The sequence below is a fragment of the Mycobacterium sp. genome (genome assembly GCF_035506235.1).
In the GTDB taxonomy this organism is placed as follows: Bacteria; Actinomycetota; Actinomycetes; order Mycobacteriales; family Mycobacteriaceae; genus Mycobacterium.
Window position 1 is genome coordinate 12663 of sequence record NZ_DATJPU010000122.1, and the last position, 19269, is coordinate 31931.

The 19269-nt window shown below is 68.7% G+C and carries 20 protein-coding genes; 19 read left to right on the top strand and 1 reads right to left on the bottom strand.

Annotated features, from left to right (window positions below; genetic code table 11):
* The first annotated feature begins 11 nt into the window (after nt 1-11).
* The 13 genes from VMD50_RS11235 to VMD50_RS11295 all read left to right on the top strand — a co-directional run bounded on the left by VMD50_RS11235 (nt 12) and on the right by VMD50_RS11295 (nt 11211).
* A complete protein-coding gene (locus tag VMD50_RS11235) occupies nt 12-1193 on the top strand; it encodes a CaiB/BaiF CoA transferase family protein (protein ID WP_325427779.1) in 1182 nt (393 codons plus the stop codon).
* 123 nt (nt 1194-1316) lie between these two features.
* The gene (locus VMD50_RS11240; RefSeq protein ID WP_325427781.1) at nt 1317-1868 is read left to right on the top strand and encodes a hypothetical protein; all 552 of its coding nucleotides are present in this window, start codon (nt 1317-1319) and stop codon (nt 1866-1868) included.
* Nucleotides 1868-2572 (top strand): NIPSNAP family protein, encoded by a 705-nt coding sequence (locus VMD50_RS11245; protein ID WP_325427783.1) that lies wholly within the window; start codon nt 1868-1870, stop codon nt 2570-2572. The genes VMD50_RS11240 and VMD50_RS11245 overlap by 1 nt, the downstream gene beginning before the upstream one ends.
* On the top strand, nt 2569-3780 hold the full coding sequence (locus VMD50_RS11250; RefSeq protein ID WP_325427785.1) for a cytochrome P450: 1212 nt from the start codon (nt 2569-2571) through the stop codon (nt 3778-3780). The genes VMD50_RS11245 and VMD50_RS11250 overlap by 4 nt, the downstream gene beginning before the upstream one ends.
* A gap of 1 nt (nt 3781) precedes the next feature.
* Nucleotides 3782-4750: a zinc-binding dehydrogenase gene (locus VMD50_RS11255; protein ID WP_325427787.1), complete on the top strand. Its 969-nt coding sequence runs from the start codon at nt 3782-3784 to the stop codon at nt 4748-4750.
* A complete protein-coding gene (locus VMD50_RS11260) occupies nt 4747-5487 on the top strand; it encodes an HpcH/HpaI aldolase family protein (RefSeq protein ID WP_325427789.1) in 741 nt (246 codons plus the stop codon). The genes VMD50_RS11255 and VMD50_RS11260 overlap by 4 nt, the downstream gene beginning before the upstream one ends.
* Nucleotides 5484-5894 carry a nuclear transport factor 2 family protein gene (locus VMD50_RS11265; protein ID WP_325427791.1) on the top strand — a complete coding sequence of 137 codons (411 nt, stop codon included), beginning with the start codon at nt 5484-5486 and terminating at the stop codon, nt 5892-5894. The genes VMD50_RS11260 and VMD50_RS11265 overlap by 4 nt, the downstream gene beginning before the upstream one ends.
* On the top strand, nt 5891-6619 hold the full coding sequence (locus VMD50_RS11270; protein ID WP_325427792.1) for an SDR family NAD(P)-dependent oxidoreductase: 729 nt from the start codon (nt 5891-5893) through the stop codon (nt 6617-6619). The genes VMD50_RS11265 and VMD50_RS11270 overlap by 4 nt, the downstream gene beginning before the upstream one ends.
* Nucleotides 6620-6749: 130 nt before the next feature.
* Complete coding sequence (locus VMD50_RS11275; protein ID WP_325427794.1) at nt 6750-7685, top strand: alpha/beta hydrolase; 936 nt, start codon at nt 6750-6752, stop codon at nt 7683-7685.
* A gap of 59 nt (nt 7686-7744) precedes the next feature.
* Entirely contained in the window at nt 7745-8938 is a 1194-nt protein-coding gene (locus VMD50_RS11280; RefSeq protein WP_325427796.1) for an enolase C-terminal domain-like protein, read from the top strand.
* Nucleotides 8939-8944: 6 nt separating this feature from the next.
* A complete protein-coding gene (locus VMD50_RS11285; RefSeq protein WP_325427798.1) occupies nt 8945-10252 on the top strand; it encodes a hydroxyacid-oxoacid transhydrogenase in 1308 nt (435 codons plus the stop codon).
* Nucleotides 10253-10255: 3 nt separating this feature from the next.
* Nucleotides 10256-10732, top strand: coding sequence for an acyl-CoA thioesterase (locus tag VMD50_RS11290; RefSeq protein WP_325427800.1), 477 nt, complete (start codon nt 10256-10258; stop codon nt 10730-10732).
* Between the two features lie 38 nt (nt 10733-10770).
* Nucleotides 10771-11211, top strand: a complete 441-nt coding sequence (locus tag VMD50_RS11295) for an SRPBCC family protein (protein ID WP_325427802.1) — start codon at nt 10771-10773, stop codon at nt 11209-11211.
* Nucleotides 11212-11218: 7 nt separating this feature from the next.
* Here the strand turns inward: VMD50_RS11295 and VMD50_RS11300 are convergent, their stop codons facing one another.
* Complete coding sequence (locus tag VMD50_RS11300) at nt 11219-11911, bottom strand: GntR family transcriptional regulator (RefSeq protein WP_325427804.1); 693 nt, start codon at nt 11909-11911, stop codon at nt 11219-11221.
* 138 nt (nt 11912-12049) lie between these two features.
* Here VMD50_RS11300 and fadD5 point away from each other — a divergent pair, with 138 nt between their 5' ends.
* The 6 genes from fadD5 to VMD50_RS11330 form a co-directional block, all read left to right on the top strand.
* A complete protein-coding gene (gene fadD5, locus VMD50_RS11305; protein WP_325427806.1) occupies nt 12050-13708 on the top strand; it encodes a fatty-acid--CoA ligase FadD5 in 1659 nt (552 codons plus the stop codon).
* 218 nt (nt 13709-13926) lie between these two features.
* Nucleotides 13927-14742 (top strand): MlaE family ABC transporter permease, encoded by an 816-nt coding sequence (locus tag VMD50_RS11310; protein WP_414686046.1) that lies wholly within the window; start codon nt 13927-13929, stop codon nt 14740-14742.
* Nucleotide 14743: 1 nt separating this feature from the next.
* Nucleotides 14744-15613, top strand: a complete 870-nt coding sequence (locus VMD50_RS11315) for an MlaE family ABC transporter permease (RefSeq protein ID WP_325427808.1) — start codon at nt 14744-14746, stop codon at nt 15611-15613.
* Nucleotides 15614-15615: 2 nt separating this feature from the next.
* Nucleotides 15616-16965: an MCE family protein gene (locus VMD50_RS11320; RefSeq protein ID WP_325427810.1), complete on the top strand. Its 1350-nt coding sequence runs from the start codon at nt 15616-15618 to the stop codon at nt 16963-16965.
* Nucleotides 16962-18002 carry a virulence factor Mce family protein gene (locus VMD50_RS11325; RefSeq protein ID WP_325427812.1) on the top strand — a complete coding sequence of 347 codons (1041 nt, stop codon included), beginning with the start codon at nt 16962-16964 and terminating at the stop codon, nt 18000-18002. Before VMD50_RS11320 ends, VMD50_RS11325 begins: the two co-directional genes overlap by 4 nt.
* A partial coding sequence (locus tag VMD50_RS11330) for a virulence factor Mce family protein (protein ID WP_325427814.1) occupies nt 17999-19269 on the top strand: 1271 nt, incomplete at its 3' end. The genes VMD50_RS11325 and VMD50_RS11330, both read left to right, overlap by 4 nt.

A 19269-nucleotide genomic window follows, 5' to 3' on the forward strand; every position in this document is an offset into this window, starting at 1 on the left:
TTGTCCGAGTCATGGCTGGACCGGTTGAAGGCATCAAGGTCGTCGAACTCGGGGTGTGGGTGGCCGGACCGGCCGCCGCTGGGATCCTGGCCGACTGGGGTGCCGACGTGATCAAGATCGAACCGCCGACCGGCGACCCGGGGCGCCTGTTCGGCCGGATGCTGGGCTGCGACCTCGGGGTCAACCCGCCGTTCGAGATGGACAACCGCTCCAAGCGCAGCATCGTCCTGGACCTGACCACCGACGCGGGCCGCGACACCGCATTCGAATTGCTCTCTGCCGCCGACGTTTTCCTCACCAACGTGCGGCCCGCGGCGCTGAGGCGCCTCGGGCTCGACTTCGAGTCGGTGTCGGCCCGCCACCCCCGCCTGGTCTACGGCCTGATCACCGGGTACGGCGATACCGGGCCCGACGCCGACCGCGCCGCCTACGACGTGGCCGCGTTCTGGTCGCGCGCCGGCGTGGCGCACCTGCTCACCCGGCCCGGCGACACGCCCCCGTTCCAGCGCGGCGGCATGGGTGACCACTCGGCCGGGATGACCCTGGCCGCGGCGGTGTGTGCGGCGCTGCTCGCCCGCGAACGCACCGGCACGGGCCAACTGGTGACCACCTCGCTGTACCGCCAGGGCGCCTACACGGTCAGCTTCGACCTGAACACCTATCTGCTGACCGGCCAGCCGATCGCGATCGGCCAACGCGAATCGATGGGCAACCCGTGCATGAACAACTACGCCGCCGGCGATGGGCGGCGGTTCTGGATCGTGGGGCTGGAAGCCGATCGCCACTGGCCCCCGCTGTGCCGCGCGGTGGGCCGGCCCGAGTGGGCCGACGACCCCCGGTTCGTCGACGCCCGGTCCCGCGCCGAGAATGCGGTGCAACTCATCGCCGAGTTGGATCAGATCTTCGCGACCCGCGCCCTAGACGAATGGGCGCGGACCTTCGCGGGCGAACCCGATCTCTTCTGGTCGCCGGTCAACACGCTCGAGGACGTCGTGACCGACGAGCAATTCCACGCCGCGGGCGGCTTGGTGGAGGTCCCTGTCGACGTGCCCGACGGACAAGCCGGCGTCGCCATGGTGGCCACACCGGCGGACTTCCATGGCACGCCGTGGGCGCCGCGTTCCGTGGCCCCGGAGCTGGGGCAGCACACCGACGAGATTCTCGCCGAACTCAAGGCCCGGCGCGGGTCGTGACCAGCCCCGCCCGACCTTTACAAATTTGCCCCGAAGTGTCACGCTGTCGGGGGCGGCAAGCCCATGACGAGCGCAGCAGGTAGCGCCATCGCACCCTGAGGTGCGGCGGTGAGGAACGGATTGATGGTCACTCCAACGTTCAACACCGGCCACAAGGGCCGGGGCAGGCCCGCACGATCGACCCGCGCAGACGGTGAGTGCCTGCGCTATCGGTTGGACGTAGTCGCGGCCAGCGCCGCCGACGTCGTGCAGTCGGCCGGGGGCTGGCTCTACGACCGGGGGATGGCCGGTTGGGAGGTGACCGTGCTGCTGCCGCACGGCTGCGACACCCGTGCGCTGCGGATCCTCGGGGTGCAGGTGTTCGACCCGAACGAGCGGCCGGAACCGACGGGCCCAAGGAGGCACAGCCTGGCGGTCAGCGCCGAGGCATTCGCCGCCGACGCGCGCGTGCGGGAGCAGGTGCTCGAGGCCCTGGGCGACCGGTTCACCGAGGTCGCGTTGTGGGGCGACGGGTGGCCGCTGGCGGTCAACCGTGCGATGAACCGGACCCAGCACGCGCTCAGCGTGGCGGCGCGCCGCTTCAAGGGCCATGCGCTCGCGGCGGCCGGGATTGACTGCGGTGCGGTCGATCCCACCGAGACGCTGCTGTGCGACATGGCAATCCGGCTCGACTGATGAAGAGGTACTACGGCCACACCCTGCTCTACCTGCACGAGATGATTTCGCTGGGATCCGGGCGAAGCGACGGCTTCACCGAGGCGTTCACCGACACCTACCACCCGATGATGGACGAGCTCGGCGCCCGGCTGTTCGCGATCTGGGAGACCACCCCCTATAACGGCCACTGGCCACAGGCCACCATCATCTGGGAGATCGACGGGTTTTCCGACTACGCCCGCATCGGGGCGGCCCGGGCGCGCGGCGGCAGCCATGAGGCCGGGGCCGGCAAGTGGGCCGCATTCCTGGCCGGCATCGGCGCCTCCGGGGAGGGCCGGATCATGTACCCCGGCCCCAGCAACCAGACGCTGGCGCAGCTGCTGGAGGCCAATTTTACTGCGCCACTGGTGATCCAGGAGATCATGCAGACCAAACCGGGGCGCCAGGACGACTACATCCGCGAGCTGGAACGCCTCTACGTCCCCTGGTCGGAGCGCACCGGCAAGCGCTGGCTGGGTTCCTTCACCACCACATTCCGGTACAACGAGGTCATCCACTACTGGGCGCTGGACGGCGGCTGGGAGTGCTTCGCCAATCACTACCCGTCCTGGAAGGAGACCCCGCCCGCCGAGATCGTCACCTGGATGAGCGTGGCGCCGGCCCTGCGGGACGGCTGGGAAGACTCCATCCTGCAAGCCCTGCCCCCGTCACCACTGCAGTGAACTTTTCGTACGATCCGTTCGATGCCGAGGTGATGGCAAACCCGTTGCCGTACTACCGGATCCTGCGCGATCACCATCCGGTGTACTACATGCCACAGTGGGACACCTTCGCGCTGTCCCGCTTCGACGACATCTGGCGGGTCCTCGAAGTCAACGACGGCACCTTCGTGGCGTCCGAGGGAACCCTGCCCGCGGCGGCCGTGCTGGCCGAGCACAACGCCGGGCCGGTCGCCGACCCGCCGCTGCATCCGCTGCCGTTCCACGCGGTGTTCGACGCCGACCTGTACGGCGAGATCCGCCGCGCGCATTCGGCGCCGCTGCGGCCGCGGGCCGTCGCCGGGCTGGAGGACAGGATTCGCGCGCTGGCCAACGAGCGGCTCGATGTGTTGCTGCCGCGCGGGGAGTTCGACCTCACCCAGGACTACGGCGGCATCGTGGTGGCCTCTGTCGTCTGCGAACTGCTCGGCATCCCAACCGATCTCGCCCCACAGGTGCTGGCCGCGGTCAACGCCGGCAGCCTCGCCGAGCCCGGCGTCGGCGTGGATACCGCCGAGGCGCGGCCCAACTACATGCAGTTTCTGGTGCCGGCCGTCCGGCGTCGCCGGGCCGGCTCGTCGGCGGATACGCTGCCCGTTGTGGACGGCCTGCTAAGCTACCGCCTGCCCGACGGCAGCGCGCTGGACGACGCCGAGGTCGCCGTGCAGATGCTCTGCATCTTCATCGGCGGCACCGAAACGGTGCCCAAGATCGTCGCTCACGGGCTGTGGGAGCTCAGCCGGCGGCCCGACCAGATGGCCGAGGTGCGCGCCGACCCCGACAACAACGTGCCGATCGCGCGCGAGGAGATGATCCGGTTCTGCGCCCCGGCGCAGTGGTTCGCCCGAACGGCGCGCAAACCCTTCACCATTCACGACGTGACGATCCGGCCCGGCCAGCGCGTCATCACGCTGCTGGCCTCGGCCAATCGCGACGAGCGGGAGTACCCCGAGCCCGACGCGTTCGTCTGGAACCGGCCCATCCACCGCTCGCTGGCCTTCGGCCGCGGACAGCACTTCTGCGTCGGGTACCACCTGGCCAGGCTGGAAGTCGCTGTGCTGCTGGCCGAATGGCTTCGCCGGGTGCCCGACTACGTGATCGACGGCGGGGCCGCCACCCGCCTGCCGTCCAGCTTCCAGTGGGGATACAACAAGATCCCGGTGGAGGTCTGACGTGTGGTCCTACCGGATCATCGCCCCATACGTGTTCGAGCGGACGTCGATCCCCGACAACACGGTCGAGCACCTGACCGACGGCCAAGTGCTGCTGCAGTTTTCGGCCGCCGGCGTCTGCGGCAGCGACCTGCCGGCTTTTCGCGGCAACCGGGGCCGGCTCCCGGGCGACGACGGGAAATGCGCCGCCGAAAGGGACGGGTTCCCGATCCACGAGGTGGCCGGCGAGGTCATCGCCAGCCGGCACCCCGACCACCGCGCCGGTGGCCGCGTGGTGGGCTGGGCGTCGCGGTTCGACGGCTTGATGGAACGGGTGATCAGCGACGGGGACATGCTGGCGCCGTACGACCCGGCGCTGAGCCCCGCGGAGGCGATCGGCCTGCAACCGCTGGCGTGCGTGCTGTACGCCTGCGAGCAATTGCCGGACCTGTCCGGGCTGCACGTCGCCGTCATCGGCCAGGGCTCGATCGGCCTGCTGTTCTCGTATGTCGCCAAGGCGGCCGGCGCCCGCCGCGTCACCGGCGTCGATCCCGTCGACCGCGCCGGCCACGCAACGGCTTTCGGGGTCGACGACCCGGTGCGCGCCACCAGCGACCGGTGGGTGAGCCGACTGGCCCCCGGCGACCGCGCCGACGTGGTCATCGAGGCCGTCGGCCACCAGGTGGCCACCCTGGGACACGCCATCCAAGCCACCGCCCCCGGCGGCACCGTCTTCTATTTCGGCGTGGCCGACGACGACGTCTACCCGATCAGCATCCGCCTGATGCTGCGCAACAACCTGACGCTGAAATCCGGTGTGACGCTTGACCGCCGGCGCTTCCTGGACCTCGCGGCCAAGTTCGCCGACGAGCATCCCGAGCTGCTGCGCAGCTATCTCACGCACACCTTCGGCCTCGACGACGTGCAGGGCGCGTTCGACCTGGCCTGCCGGCCGGTCCCCGAGCGGATCAAGATCGCGATCGCGGGATGAGCGTCTTCGATCGCAACCACCCGGCCCCGATATGGGGCGGCTGGATCACCGGCCCGACGCTGCTCGGGCCGGAGGAATTCGCCCGGGCCGGTTACGACTACGTGGGTTTCGACGCCCAGCACGGCTACCTCGACGACGCCGACATCGCGCGAATGCTGCCCCGCCTCGAGCAGCTGGCCATCGGCACGGTGGTGCGGCTGCCCAACGCCGACGCCGCGCCGATCGGGCGGGTGCTGGACGCCGGCGCCGACGCCGTCGTCATCGCCATGATCGAGTCGGCGGGGCAGGCCGCCGCGGCGGTGGCCGCCACCCGCCATCAGCCCAGGGGCATCCGCAGCTTCGGTCCGCTGCGCGCCGGCCTGGGCCACGACCCCGCCGCGCTGGAGTCCCGGGTGAGCGTGTTCGCGATGATCGAGACGGCGGCGGCGCTGTCGGGCCTCAGCGAGATCTGCAGCGTCGAAGGTCTGAGCGGGCTATATGTCGGGCCCGCCGATCTGGCCCTCTCGATGGGCGTGAATGTGGTTGGCGCGACGAAACATCCCGCGGTCATCGACGCCATATCGCGCGTCCACGCCGCCGCCACCGCCGCGGGTCTGGTCACCGGCATTCACGCGGGTGACGGCATGACGGGTCGCATCATGGCGAAGCTGGGATTCCGGATGATCACCCTGGCGGCCGAATCGCAGGCGCTGCGGCGCGGGGCGGCCGAACACCTGCGCGAGGCGACCGGACGATGACCGAGGACGTTTTTGGTGATCGGGCCGCGATCCGCGAGCTGGTCGCCGCCTACGGGCTGGCCCTCGACGCCGGCGACATCGACCGGTGCGTGGCCTTGTTCGTTCCGGAAGCCGAGTTCCTGTTCTACGGAAGGTTTTTCGCGGGGCACGACGGAATCGGCCAGATGTTCCGGGACGCGCCGCGCGGGCTGCACCACACCGGGGTCTCGCAGGTCGACGTCCGCGGCGACACCGCGACGGCCCGCTCGCAGGTTTTGTCCGTCAGGGCAGGCGACCAGCACCTGCGGCCCGCCCTGTACGACGACGAACTGGTGCGGGCTGAGGGGGGCTGGCGCTTCCGGCGGCGGCGCTGCCAATTCGTCACCAGCCGCGGCCTTTCCGACACCCCTGAGGTCAGCTCCCCATGAGTCGACGCGTCGCACTGGTGACCGGCGCCGCCCGCGGGCAGGGCTGGGCCATCGCCAAACGGCTGCGCGCGGAGGGCTATTCGGTGGCGGCCTGCGACCGTCGCGCCGACGAACTGGCCGCCGCGGTCGACGGGCTGGGCGACGACGGGATGATCGGGATCGAGCTGGACGTGGCCTCGCAGGCGCAATGGCGGACTGCAGTCCGCGCGGTGGTCGGCCGATTCGGATCGCTGACGACGCTGGTCAACGCCGCCGGCGTGCTGCACCGGGCCTCGCTGGCCGACGAGACGGTCGAGGACTTCGAAAATGCTTGGCGGGTCAACTGTCTGGGCGCTTTCCTCGGTATCCAGGCGACGCTCGAGCAGCTGCGCGCGGCGAAGCACGCCGCCATCGTCAACATCTGCAGCACGGGAGCGATCCGCCCCTTCCCGCGACACAGCGCCTACGGTTCCTCGAAGTGGGCGCTGCGGGGCCTGACCCAAAACGCCGCCGCCGAACTGGCCCCGCTCGGCATCCGGGTCAACGCGGTGTTCCCGGGGCCCGTCGCGACCCCGATGCTCGACGACGCCACCCAGCTGAGGCTCGCCGCCTCGTCGGCGTTCGGGCGGATCGGGCAACCGGCCGAGATCGCCGACGCGGTCGCGTTTCTCGTCTCCGACGCGGCGTCATTCGTCACCGGTGCGGAGCTGGTCGTCGACGGTGGCCAATGCCTGCAGATCCGGTGAGCGTGTGCCGCGCCGCCATCGGGCGGGTGGTGACGCGGTCGCCGCGTAGCGCGCGTGGCTTCTGGGGAATGACGCGCAGATCCCAAACCGCCGGCTTCGGCTCGCAGGCCCCGGCCGAGTGCAGCAGCCGATGACCAATTTGGACGATATCGGGCGGCTGCATCCGGAGCTGCGCGTCGTCGCGACGACGCGAACGGACTTCTCGCTGGACGCGATCCAGCTCATGCGCGAACCGTTCAACCAGCGCCGCCGGGAGGCCGCCGAACTGACCGACGCCCGGGACGTGGGGATCGTCGATGACACCGTGTCGTCCCGATCCGGCGGCGTGGCCGTGCGGATCTATCGTGGCGCGGAGGCGAATCCGGCACCGGCGATCGTCTACTGCCACGCCGGCGGCTTCGCGCTGGGAAACCTGGACACCGATCACCGGCAGTGCGTGGAGCTCGCGCGCCGGGGCCGCTGCACGGTGGTGTCGGTCGACTACCGGCTGGCGCCCGAGCACCCCTATCCGGCCGCCCTCGACGACGCGATCGCCGTGTTGCGTTGGGTGGCGGCCAACGCCGCGGAGCTGGGCATCGATCCGGCGCGCCTGGCCGTCGGGGGCAGCAGCGCCGGGGCCGCCCTGGCGGCATGCCTGGCGCACGGCGCCGCCGACGGGTCGCTGCCGGCGGTCGCGTTCCAGCTGCTGCATCAGCCGGTGCTGGACGATCGGGAGACCACATCGAAGGCCGAGTTCTGCGCCAGCCCGGCCTTCGACAGCGAGGCGGCGGAGAAGATGTGGCGTTACTACCTGGGTCCCGAAAGGGGGGCCGGATCCGCCGCGGTGCCCGCGCGCCGCGGCCAATTCGCGGGTCTGCCACCGGCTTTGATCACGTGCGCGGAGATCGACCCGTTCCGCGACGAGGCGGTCGACTATGCGCTGCAGCTGCTGCGCGCCGGAGTCTCCGCCGAGCTGCACGTGTTTCCGCGCGCCTGCCACGGGTTCGATTCGCTGCTGCCGGACTGGTCCGACTCGCAGCGGTTGTTCGCCCTGCAGGGCCAGGCGCTGTCCAGCGCCTTCGCCTGAGCGGTCCGGGACCTTCGGCTCTACTGGCGGCGCCCAGTCCGCCGGAACAATCTGCTTCCATGAAGATCACCGGGCTCGAGGTCGTGCCGTTCGAGACGTTCGTCGATCGAATCTCGTTCGGCCAGTTGAATACCGACTACCGCGTGGTGCAGACCGTCACCAAGGTGCTCACCGACGAGGGCGCCGAGGGCTACTACTTCGGTGGTCACTTCCACGGCGACCAGGATGGCCTGCTGCCCGGGGACCAGGCGCTGATCACGCAGTTCCTGAGCCCCCTTCTCGCCGGTCAGGACCCGTTCGACCGGGCCGAGATATGGCGGCAGCTGTGGGCCGCGAAGCTCCCCGAAAACGTCTGCAGCGTAATCGATCTGGCCCTGTGGGACCTGGCCGGCCGAGTCGCCGGGCTGCCGGTGCGCAAGCTGCTGGGCGGTGCTCGCGACCGGGTCAAGGCCTATGCGAGCAGCTTCAACAATCTCGGATCGCCCGACGAATACGCCGCCCATGCCCTCGAATGCCGCCGCCGGGGTTATCGCGCCTACAAGATCCACCCCTACCACTACTGGAATCCCGCGACACGTCAACCCGCCTTGCCCCGGCCGTCGTATGTGGACTGGGACATCCGGGCGTGCCGGGAGGTGCGGGCGGCCGTCGGCGACGAGATGGTGCTCATGTTCGACCCGTGGGGCACCTACCACACCTACGAGGACGCGCTGCGCGTCGGCCGGGAGCTCGAGCGGCTGGGCTTCTACTGGTACGAGCACCCGATGCCTGAGAACCGGGTCGAGTCCTATGTGAAGCTGGCCACCGCGCTCGAAATCCCGCTCTGCTCGCCCGAGATTGCCGAAGGCGGTATCTATACCCGCGCGGACTGGATCCTGCGCAACGCCTCCGACATCAGCCGCATCGACGTCCTGCGCGGCGGCATCACCGGCGTCATGAAGCTGGCCGGCATGTGCGAGGCGGTCGGCATGCGCTGCGAGCTTCACATGAGCGGCTTCGGCAACCTGCAAGTCCTGGGCGCCACAAGCGAAGACGTCTGCGAATACTACGAGCGTGGCCTGCTGGGGCCCGGGGTCCGCTACGACGCCGTCCCGCCTTATCTCGACGCGTCCTGCGATCCGCTCGGCTCGGACGGATTCGTCGAGCTGCCGCAGGCGCCGGGACTCGGCTACCTGATCCGGTGGGACTACATCGAAGGTCACCGCCTCCCCGCCAGCACGGCGGAGCCGGTCGCGCCGCTGCACCCGAGATAATGAGGTATGGCGTGCTGCGATTACCCCCTTCCCGCTGCGGGCTGCGACGGAGCCTTCACCATCGACGCGTCGCGCGTGACCTTCGGGCACGGTTGCCTGGCGGAGGTGGGTGACCGGGCCAAGGCCCTCGGGCTACGGCGGGTGGCGTTGTTCTCCGACGCCGGCGTGGCCAAACTGCCCGTCTTCGCCACTACGCGCGACTCGCTCGCCGCGGCCGGACTGGACGTCGTCGCCTACACCGACGTGCACGTCGAGCCCACCGACGCGTCCTTCCGGGACGGGGCGCGGTTCGCGCAGGAGTCGAACCCGGACGGCTACGTGTCGCTGGGCGGCGGCTCCGTCATCGACACCTGCAAGGCCGCCAACCTGTACGCCACTCACCCGGCCGACTTGCTGGCCTACGTCAACGCGCCGATCGGCGAGGCCAAACCCGTGCCCGGCCCGCTCAAGCCGCACATCGCGTGCCCGACCACGGCGGGCACGGGCAGCGAGGTAACCGGCATCGCGATCTTCGACCTGGTGTCGATGTCGGCCAAGACCGGCATCGCCTCGCCCGCGCTGCGCCCCACCGAGGCGCTCGTCGACCCCGATTGCACCTCGAGCCTGCCCCCCGAGGTCGTCGCCTCGGCGGGGCTCGATGTGCTGTCTCACGCGCTCGAGTCCTACACCGCGCGGCCCTACCTGCGGCGGCGCGCCCCCGAGCGGCCGACCCTGCGGCCCATGAGCCAGGGCGCCAATCCGTGGAGCGACCTGGGCTGCCGCGAGGCGTTGCGCGTCCTGGGGCAGTTCTTGGAGCGCGCGGTCAGCGACGCCTCCGACACCCAGGCCCGCGAACAGATGATGTGGGCGGCCACCCTGGCGGGGATCGCGTTCGGCAACGCGGGCGTCCACGCCCCGCACGGCATGGCCTACGCGGTGGCCGGGCTGGTCCGTGACTTCCGCCCCCCCGGCTACCCCGCCGAGGAGCCGCTCGTGCCGCACGGCATGGCCGTCATCCTCAACGCGCCGTCGTCGTTCCGCTTCACGGCGGAGGTCAGCCCGGAGCGGCACCTGGAGGGCGCCCGGCTGCTCGGCGCCGACACGCGGGGCGCGGGCGCGAGCGACGCGGGCGAGGTGCTCGCCGGCGAACTCGTCCGCATCATGCGAGCGGTCGGCATGCCCAACGGGCTGGGCGGGGTGGGCTACACCGACGACGACGTGGTGGCCCTGACGGAGGGTGCCTACCCTCAGCAGCGCCTGTTACAGAACGCCCCGCGCGACATGAGCAAGCCGGTGCTGGCGGAGCTGTTCCGGCAAGCCATGCGGTACTGGTAGACCATGAGCTCTGGTCCGTCGGTGCCGCCCGTGCCGGACAACCTCACCAGCGACGACTTCCCGGTGCTGTGGCCGGTGGGAACCCGGTGGGCCGACAACGACATGTTCGGCCACCTCAACAACGCGGTGTACTACCAGCTGTTCGACACCGCGATCAACGCCTGGATCAACACCGGCACCGGCCTCGACCCGCTCACCACGCCCGCGCTGGGCATCGTCGCCGAGTCGGGCTGCCGATACTTCTCCGAGCTGCACTTCCCGCAAAGCCTCACGGTGGGCCTCGCGGTGACGCGCGTGGGCCGCAGCAGCGTCACCTACCGGCTCGGCGTGTTCCGCGGCGACGACGGCGAACCCCGGCCGATCACCGCGGTCGGCCACTGGGTGCACGTCTACGTCGATCGCGCCAGCCGCAAACCCGTCCCGATCCCGGACGCCATCCGCTCGCTGCTGTCGACGGCCTGCGTTGGCGAGATGGCATAGGAGTCGGGGACTTTCGCCGCCCCCGCTATGCTTCGCCAATGCCAGTTCTGAGCAAGACCGTCGAGGTCAGCGCCAACGCCGCGTCGATCCTGGGCATCGTCGCCGATTTCGAGCGCTACCCGGAATGGAACGAGGGGATCAAGGGCCTGTGGGTGCTCGCCCGCTACGACGACGGGCGCCCCAGCCAGGTGCGGCTCGATGCCGATTACCAAGGCATGCAGGCCACGTTCATCCAGGCGATCTACTACCCGGGGGACAACCAGATCCAGACCGTCCTGCAGCAAGGCGACCTGTTCTCCAAGCAGGAGCAGCTGTTCAGCGTCGTGGAAACCGGGGCGGCCAGCCTGCTGACGGTGGACATGGACGTCGAGACCACCCTGCCCGTCCCCGCGCCGATGGTGAAGTCACTCGCCGGAAACGTGCTCGACCATCTCGCCGAGAACCTGAAGCAGCGCGCCGAGCAGCTGGCCACGGGCTGAGCCGAGCTCAGTCGAAGATGCCCGCCCGGTTCAGCATCACGGTCAGCCTGGCCGCCGCGTCGGTGAATTGCCAAACCGTGTGCTCGATCACCGCGGCGGCGTCACGCCGGCGCAGCGCGGCCACCAACTGCCGGTGGTTTTCCACCGCGTCCGCGCCCCACTCCGGGTCCGCCGCATACACCAGCACCGGCATGTATCGCGCGGCGCTCAGCAGGAACCACGCCAGCTTGATCCGGCCGCTGGCCTGGTTGAAGACGCGGTGGAACGCGAACTCGATGCCCGCGATGGTGTCGGAGTCGCTGGAACCGATGGCCGCCGCGAGCGCCTCGTTGATGCGCTCCAGCTCGTCGATCTCGGCGTCGGTGATGTGATCGGTGGCCGCGGCCGCCAGCTCCTTGGCGATCGTCGCCTGTAGCCAGAAGATGTCCTCGATGTCCTGCCGGGTCAGCGGCAGTACCACGTGACCGCGGTGCGGTTCGAGCTGCACCATCCCCTCGCCCCGCAATTTCAGCAGCGCCTCGCGCACCGGCGTGACGCTGACCCCGAGCTCGGCCGCGGTCTCGTCGAGACGGATGAACGTTCCCGGACGCAACGTTCCCGACATGATTGCCGCCCGCAGGTGGCCCGCGACCTCGTCCGAAAGCTGCGCCCGGCGTAGGGGGCGCCGGGTCCTCGGCTGCGTCCTGATCGGTGCGTTCACGCGGGCTGCCTGGGGTTTCGCGGGCTGGGCGGGGCTTGTCTTTGCGGCACTAAAGCCATAGTGTGACCCACACAACACTATGTTTTATCAAATATCAACCTGGCGCAAGCGGTGCGAGAGGTGAAGGGGAGGCGTTAGTTGACCGCGCAATTGGCCAGCCATCTGACCCAGGCCACCGGGCAGCCATACCTGGCGCGGCGGCAGAACTGGGTCAACCAACTCGAACGGCACGCGCTGATGCAACCCAACGCGACGGCGCTGCGGTTCCTGGGCAACACGGTCACCTGGGGGGGCTTGCACCGCCGGGTGGTGGCGCTGGCCGATGCGCTGAGCCGCCGGGGCGTCGGCTTCGGCGACAGGGTCATGATCCTGATGCTCAACCGCACCGAATTCGTCGAGGCGGTGCTGGCCGCCAACTCGCTCGGGGCCATCGCGGTCCCGCTCAACTTCCGGCTCACCCCGGCGGAGATCGTCTTCCTGGTCGAGGACTGCGAAGCGCGGGTGATGATCACCGAGGCGGTGCTGGCCCCGGTGGCCACCGGCGTGCGCGACATCCAGCCGCTGCTCGACACCATCGTCGTGGCGGGTGCGGCAACCTCTGACGGCGATGCCAGCGTCTTCGGCTACGAAGACCTCATTAACGAGCCCGGCGATGAGCGCGGGTCCAGGGACATCCCAGACATCCCGAACGATTCGCCGGCGCTGATCATGTACACCTCGGGCACCACCGGCCGGCCCAAGGGCGCGGTGCTGACCCACGCCAATCTCACCGGGCAGACGATGACCGGGCTCTACACCAACGGCGCCGATATAAATAGCGACGTCGGTTTCATCGGCGTCCCGTTCTTCCACATCGCCGGGATCGGAAACCTGCTCACCGGCATGCTGTTGGGCATCCCCACGGTGATCTATCCGCTGGGCGCGTTCGACCCGGGGCAGCTGCTCGACGTGCTGGCGGCGGAGAAGGTCAGCGGCCTCTTCCTGGTTCCCGCGCAGTGGCAGGCGGTATGCGCCGAGCAGCAGGCGCGGCCCCGCGAGCTGAGGCTGCGGGTGATGTCGTGGGGGGCGGCTCCGGCGCCGGACGCGTTGCTGCGGGAGATGTCGGCAACCTTTCCCGGGACTCAGATACTGGCGGCGTTCGGCCAGACCGAGATGTCGCCTGTCACCTGCATGCTGCTCGGCGAGGACGCGATTCGTAAGCGCGGCTCGGTCGGCAAGGTGGTCCCCACGGTCGCCGCCCGCGTGGTGGACGAGAACATGAACGACGTGCCCGTCGGCGAGGTCGGTGAAATCGTCTACCGGGCACCGACATTGATGAGCGGCTACTGGAACAACCCGGAGGCCACGGCGGAGGCCTTCGCGGGCGGTTGGTTCCATTCCGGAGACCTGGTGCGGATGGACGAGGACGGCTATGTCTGGGTGGTCGATCGCAAGAAGGACATGATCATCTCCGGCGGCGAGAACATCTACTGCGCCGAGGTCGAGAACGTCCTCGCCGGCCATCCCGAGATCGTCGAGGTCGCCGTCATCGGCCGGCCCCACGAGAAGTGGGGCGAGGTGCCGATCGCGGTCGCGGCCGTCGCCGGCGACGGGTTGCGGCTCGACGATCTGCACGAGTACCTGGCCGAGCGGCTGGCCCGCTACAAGCATCCGAAGGCGCTCGAGATCGTCGACGCGCTGCCCCGCAACCCGGCCGGAAAGGTGCTCAAGACTGAGCTACGGGTGCGCTACGAAGTCGTCACTATGACCGAAAGTGTTTCTGCGGCAGAGGATTCAACGACTGGAGAGGAAGGTTAACGGAAACTGTAACGTTTGCCCGTTGTTGACGAAGGGTTAATTGTGCGGATGCAGTTCACACGTTCACGGCCATCGGGTACATTCCTGTGGTCTCCGTTACTACTTGCCGGTAGGGAGCCGATGGTCACAGACGTAGGTTCGGGGCAAGGCAGGGGCGGCGTGCGACACGATCCGCCGCGGATCCGCCGGGCTCGCGGTGTCGAGGGGAGGGGGCGGCGTTGACTTCGACGACGGAGAGTCGACGAGGCCCTAATCTGGTCGGCTATCTGCGCGACCAATTGGAAACGCCGCTGACCCTTATCGGTGGGTTCTTCCGGATGTGCGTGCTGACCGGAAGGGCGCTGTTCCGCTGGCCTTTCCAATGGCGCGAGTTCATCCTGCAGTGCTGGTTCATCATGCGGGTGGCGTTCCTGCCGACCATCATGGTCTCGATCCCGCTGACCGTGCTTCTGATCTTCACCCTCAACGTCCTGCTGGCCCAGTTCGGCGCGGCCGATTTGTCCGGGGCGGGCGCGGCCATCGGCGCGGTCACCCAGCTGGGGCCGCTGACCACCGTGCTGGTGGTGGCCGGCGCCGGCTCGACGGCGATCTGCGCGGACCTGGGTGCGCGCACCATCCGCGAGGAGATCGACGCGATGGAGGTGCTGGGCATCGATCCGATCCACCGGCTGGTGGTGCCCCGGGTGATCGCCGCGACCCTGGTGGCCACGCTGCTCAACGGGCTGGTGATCACCGTCGGGCTGGTGGGGGGCTACCTGTTCGGGGTGTACCTGCAGAACGTGTCGGGCGGGGCGTATCTGGCCACGCTGACCACCATCACCGGCCTGCCGGAAGTGATCATCGCGACGGTCAAAGCCGCGACGTTCGGGCTGATCGCCGGGTTGGTCGGGTGTTTCCGCGGGCTGACCGTGCGGGGCGGGTCCAAGGGGCTGGGCACCGCGGTCAACGAGACCGTGGTGCTGTGCGTGGTCGCGCTGTACGCGGTGAACGTGGTGCTGACCACGATCGGTGTGCGGTTCGGGACGGGGCGCTGAGATGTCGACCGGTGCGGTGTTGCGCGCCCGCTTCCCGCGGGCCGTCGAGAACGTCAATCGCTACGGCGGTGCCTTCGGCCGTGGCCTGGACGACATCGGGCAGATGGCCTGGTTCGGCGCGTCGGCCCTCGGGCACATCCCGCACGCGCTGCGCAACTACCGCAAGGAGACCCTGCGGCTGATCGCCCAGATCGGCATGGGCACCGGCGCGATGGCCGTCGTCGGCGGCACGGTCGCGATCGTGGGCTTCGTGACGCTGTCGGGTAGCTCGCTGGTCGCGATCCAGGGGTTCGCGTCGCTGGGCAACATCGGGGTCGAGGCGTTCACCGGCTTTTTCGCCGCGCTGATCAACGTGCGCATCGCAGCGCCCGTGGTCACCGGCATCTCGATGGCCGCCACGGTCGGGGCCGGCGCCACCGCGGAGCTGGGGGCCATGCGGATCAGCGAAGAGATCGACGCCCTCGAGGTGATGGGCATCAAGTCGATTTCGTTTCTGGCGACCACGCGGATCATGGCCGGCCTGGTGGTGATCATTCCGCTCTACTCGCTGGCCATGATCATGTCGTTTTTGTCACCGCAGATCACCACGACGGTGATCTACGGGCAGTCGCACGGCACCTACGAGCACTACTTCCGCACGTTCCTGCGCCCCGAAGACGTGTTCTGGTCCTTCGTGGAGGCCATCATCATCACGGCGGTGGTGATGATCACCCACTGCTTCTACGGCTACAACGCCGGCGGCGGGCCCGTCGGTGTCGGCGAGGCCGTCGGACGGTCGATGCGCTTCTCGCTGGTGTCGGTGCAGGTTGTCGTTCTGGCCGCCGCGTTGGCGCTCTACGGCGTCAACCCCAACTTCGCGCTGACGGTGTAGCCATGACCACCAGGACAGGGTCCGCCGGAAAGACCAACGCCCCCCGGAACCCGCCGTACAAGTTGGCCGGGGTCGCGATGCTCGTCGTCGCCGCCGTGCTGCTGGTCCTGGTGTACGGGCAGTTCAGGGGGGACTTCACCCCCAAGACCAGGCTGACCATGGTGGCGTCCCGCGCCGGGTTGGTGATGGATCCCGGCTCGAAGGTCACCTACAACGGGGTCGAGATCGGCCGGGTCGCCGACATCTCGGAGATCATGCGCGACGGCAAGCCGGCGGCCAAGTTCAGCCTCGACGTGTATCCGAGATACCTCAAGCTGATCCCGTCGAACGTGAACGCCGACATCAAGGCCACCACGGTGTTCGGCGGTAAGTACGTCTCATTGACGACGCCGACAAACCCGTCGCCCCAACGCATCACGCCGCGAACCGTGATCGACGCCAGGTCGGTGACGACGGAGATCAACACGCTGTTCCAGACCATCACCGAGATCGCGCAGAAGGTGGATCCGGTCAAGCTGAACCTGACGCTGAGCGCCGCCGCGCAATCGCTGGCCGGGTTGGGCGATCGGTTCGGTCAGTCGATCGTCAACGCCAACGCGATCCTCGACGACGTCAACCCGCAGATGCCGCAGGCCCGTCACGACATCCAGCAGCTGGCGGGCCTGGGCGACACCTACGCCAACGCCGCGCCGGACCTGTTCGACTTCCTCAACAATGCCGTCGTCACGTCGCGCACGATCAACGCGCAGCAGAAGGATCTCGACCAGGCCTTGTTGTCGGCGGCCGGATTCGGCAACACCGGCGCGGACATCTTCGAGCGCGGCGGCCCCTACCTGGCGCGCGGCGCCAAGGACCTGGTGCCGACGGCCCAGCTGCTGGACACCTACAGCCCTGAGCTGTTCTGCACCGTCCGCAACTATCACGACATCGAGCCCAAGGCCGCGTCCTTCCTCGGTGGCAACGGCTACTCGCTGAACGCCCACACCGAGCTGCTCTCGGGCTTGGGCCTGTTGCTGAACCCGCTGTCGGCGACGACGATCATCGGCCTCATCTCGCTGTTCGCCCTGCCGACCCAGGGACTCGCCGGGCTCGGCGGGCTGGCCGGACTCGTGGGCGGGTCGCCCAACCCCTACGTGTTTCCCGAAAACCTGCCTCGGGTGAACGCCCGTGGCGGGCCGGGGGGTGCGCCGGGCTGTTGGCAGCACATCACCCACGACTTGTGGCCCGCGCCCGAGTTGGTGATGGACTCCGGTAACAGCATCGCGCCGTACAACCACCTCGACACCGGCTCCCCGTACGCGATCGAGTACGTCTGGGGCCGCCAAGTAGGGGATAACACGATCAACCCATGAAAATCACCGGAACCATCGTCCGACTCAGCATCTTCTCGCTGGTGCTGCTGCTCTTCACTGTGATGATCATCGTGGTGTTCGGTCAGATGCGCTTCGACCGCACCTACGGGTACTCCGCGGAATTCACCAACATCAGCGGGCTGCGGCAGGGCCAATTCGTCCGGGCGTCGGGCGTGGAGATCGGCAAGGTCAGTTCGGTCAAGCTGGTCGACGGCGGCAGGCGCGCGCGGGTGAATTTCAGCGTCGACCGCTCGATCCCGCTGTATCAGTCGACGACGGCGCAGATCCGCTACCTCGACCTCATCGGCAACCGGTACCTGGAGCTCAAGCGCGGCGAGGGCGAGGGCGCCGACAAGGTCCTGCCGCCGGGGGGCTTCATCCCCGCGTCGCGGACCTCGCCGGCGCTCGACCTCGACGCGCTGATCGGTGGTTTCAAGCCGCTGTTCCGGGCGCTGGACCCGCAGAAGGTCAACACGATCGCGACGGCCCTCGTCACCGTGTTCCAGGGTCAGGGCGGCACCATCAACGACATCCTCGACAACACCGCGCAGCTGACCTCGCAGCTCGGGCAGCGCGACCAGGCGATCGGTGAGGTGATCAAGAACCTGAACATCGTCCTGGACACCACGGTTCGGCATCGCCAGCAATTCGACCAGACCGTCAACAACCTCGAGGTCCTGATCACCGGGCTGAAGAACCATGCCGAACCGCTGGCGGCCGGGACGGCGCACATCAGCAACGCCGCCGGGACCGTGGCCGACCTGCTGGCCGAGGACCGCGGGTTGCTGCACAGCAGCCTGAACTACCTGGACGCGGTGCAGCAGCCGCTGATCGACCAGCAAACCCAACTGCAGGACTACCTCAAGAAGGTGCCGACCGCGCTGAACATGATCGGGCGCACGATCGGCTCCTACGGCGACTTCGTCAACTTCTACGCCTGCGACATCACCCTCAAGCTCAACGGGTTGCAGCGCGGCGGCCCGACCCGCACGGTGCGGCTTTTCCAGCAGCCGACGGGTAGGTGCACGCCGCAATGAGAACGCTGGAACCCCCCAACCGGATGCGCATCGGCCTGATGGGCATCATCGTCACGCTGCTCGTCATCGCCGTTGGCCAAAGCTTCACGAGCGTTCCCATGCTGATGGCCAAACCCCACTACTACGGGCAGTTCACGGACACCGGGGGGCTCAGCACCGGCGACAAGGTGCGCATCGCCGGCATGGACGTCGGGAAGGTGGAGAGCCTCAAAATCGACGGTGACCACATCCTGATCAAATTCAACCTCGGCACCGAGACGATCGGCACCGAGAGCCGGCTCGCGATCAAGACCGACACCATCCTCGGAAAGAAGGTCCTCGAGATCGAGAACCGGGGCAATCAGACGCTGCGGCCCGGAGACGCGTTGCCGATCGGCCAGAGCACCACGCCCTACCAGATCTACGACGCGTTCTTCGATGTGACCAAGGCCGCGCGCGGCTGGGACATCGACACGGTCAAGCAGTCGCTGCACGTGCTGTCGGAGACGGTCGATCAGACCTACCCGCACCTGAGTGCCGCCCTCGACGGCGTGGCCAAGTTCTCCGACACCATCGGCAAGCGCGACGAGCAGGTCAAGCACCTGCTCGCCCAGGCCAACCAGGTGGCCGGCATCCTCGGTGACCGCAGCGAGCAGATCGACCGGTTGCTGGTGAACGCGAAGGTGCTGCTCGCCGCGTTCAACGAGCGCGGCCAGGCCATCAACGCGCTGCTGGGCAACATCGCCGCCTTCTCCGAACAGGTGAAGGGGTTCATCAACGACAATCCCAACCTGAACCACGTGCTGGAACAGCTCCGCACGGTCAGCGACATCCTGGTCCAGCGCAAAGAAGACGTCGCCGCGGGCCTCACCGAGGTCGGCAAGTTCCTCCCGTCGCTGAACGAGGCCATCGCTTCGGGACCGTTCTTCAAGGTGGTGCTGCACAACCTGGCGCCGTATCAGATCCTGCAGCCGTGGGTCGACGCCGCGTTCAAGAAGCGCGGCATCGACCCGGAGAACTTCTGGCGTAGCGCCGGACTGCCGGAATTCCGGTGGCCCGACCCCAACGGCACCCGGCTCCCGAACGGCGCGCCGCCGCCGGCGCCGCCGGTGCTCGAGGGCACCCCCGACCACCCCGGGCCGGCCGTCCCGCCCGGATCGCCGTGCTCGTACACGCCGGCCAACCCCGGCGGCAACGTCACCGTCGGCGACGAGGGCCTGCCGCGGCCGTGGAATCCGATGCCCTGCGCGGGCGCGAGCATCGGCCCGTTCGGTGGCCCCGGCTTCCC

Coding starts and splice junctions, on each gene's coding strand:
- VMD50_RS11235 (WP_325427779.1), top strand. CDS start 12: ATGGCTGGACCGGTTGAAGGCATCAAGGTCGTCGAACTCGGGGTGTGG.
- VMD50_RS11240 (WP_325427781.1), top strand. CDS start 1,317: ATGGTCACTCCAACGTTCAACACCGGCCACAAGGGCCGGGGCAGGCCC.
- VMD50_RS11245 (WP_325427783.1), top strand. CDS start 1,868: ATGAAGAGGTACTACGGCCACACCCTGCTCTACCTGCACGAGATGATT.
- VMD50_RS11260 (WP_325427789.1), top strand. CDS start 4,747: ATGAGCGTCTTCGATCGCAACCACCCGGCCCCGATATGGGGCGGCTGG.
- VMD50_RS11265 (WP_325427791.1), top strand. CDS start 5,484: ATGACCGAGGACGTTTTTGGTGATCGGGCCGCGATCCGCGAGCTGGTC.
- VMD50_RS11270 (WP_325427792.1), top strand. CDS start 5,891: ATGAGTCGACGCGTCGCACTGGTGACCGGCGCCGCCCGCGGGCAGGGC.
- VMD50_RS11275 (WP_325427794.1), top strand. CDS start 6,750: ATGACCAATTTGGACGATATCGGGCGGCTGCATCCGGAGCTGCGCGTC.
- VMD50_RS11280 (WP_325427796.1), top strand. CDS start 7,745: ATGAAGATCACCGGGCTCGAGGTCGTGCCGTTCGAGACGTTCGTCGAT.
- VMD50_RS11285 (WP_325427798.1), top strand. CDS start 8,945: ATGGCGTGCTGCGATTACCCCCTTCCCGCTGCGGGCTGCGACGGAGCC.
- VMD50_RS11290 (WP_325427800.1), top strand. CDS start 10,256: ATGAGCTCTGGTCCGTCGGTGCCGCCCGTGCCGGACAACCTCACCAGC.
- VMD50_RS11295 (WP_325427802.1), top strand. CDS start 10,771: ATGCCAGTTCTGAGCAAGACCGTCGAGGTCAGCGCCAACGCCGCGTCG.
- VMD50_RS11315 (WP_325427808.1), top strand. CDS start 14,744: ATGTCGACCGGTGCGGTGTTGCGCGCCCGCTTCCCGCGGGCCGTCGAG.
- VMD50_RS11320 (WP_325427810.1), top strand. CDS start 15,616: ATGACCACCAGGACAGGGTCCGCCGGAAAGACCAACGCCCCCCGGAAC.
- VMD50_RS11325 (WP_325427812.1), top strand. CDS start 16,962: ATGAAAATCACCGGAACCATCGTCCGACTCAGCATCTTCTCGCTGGTG.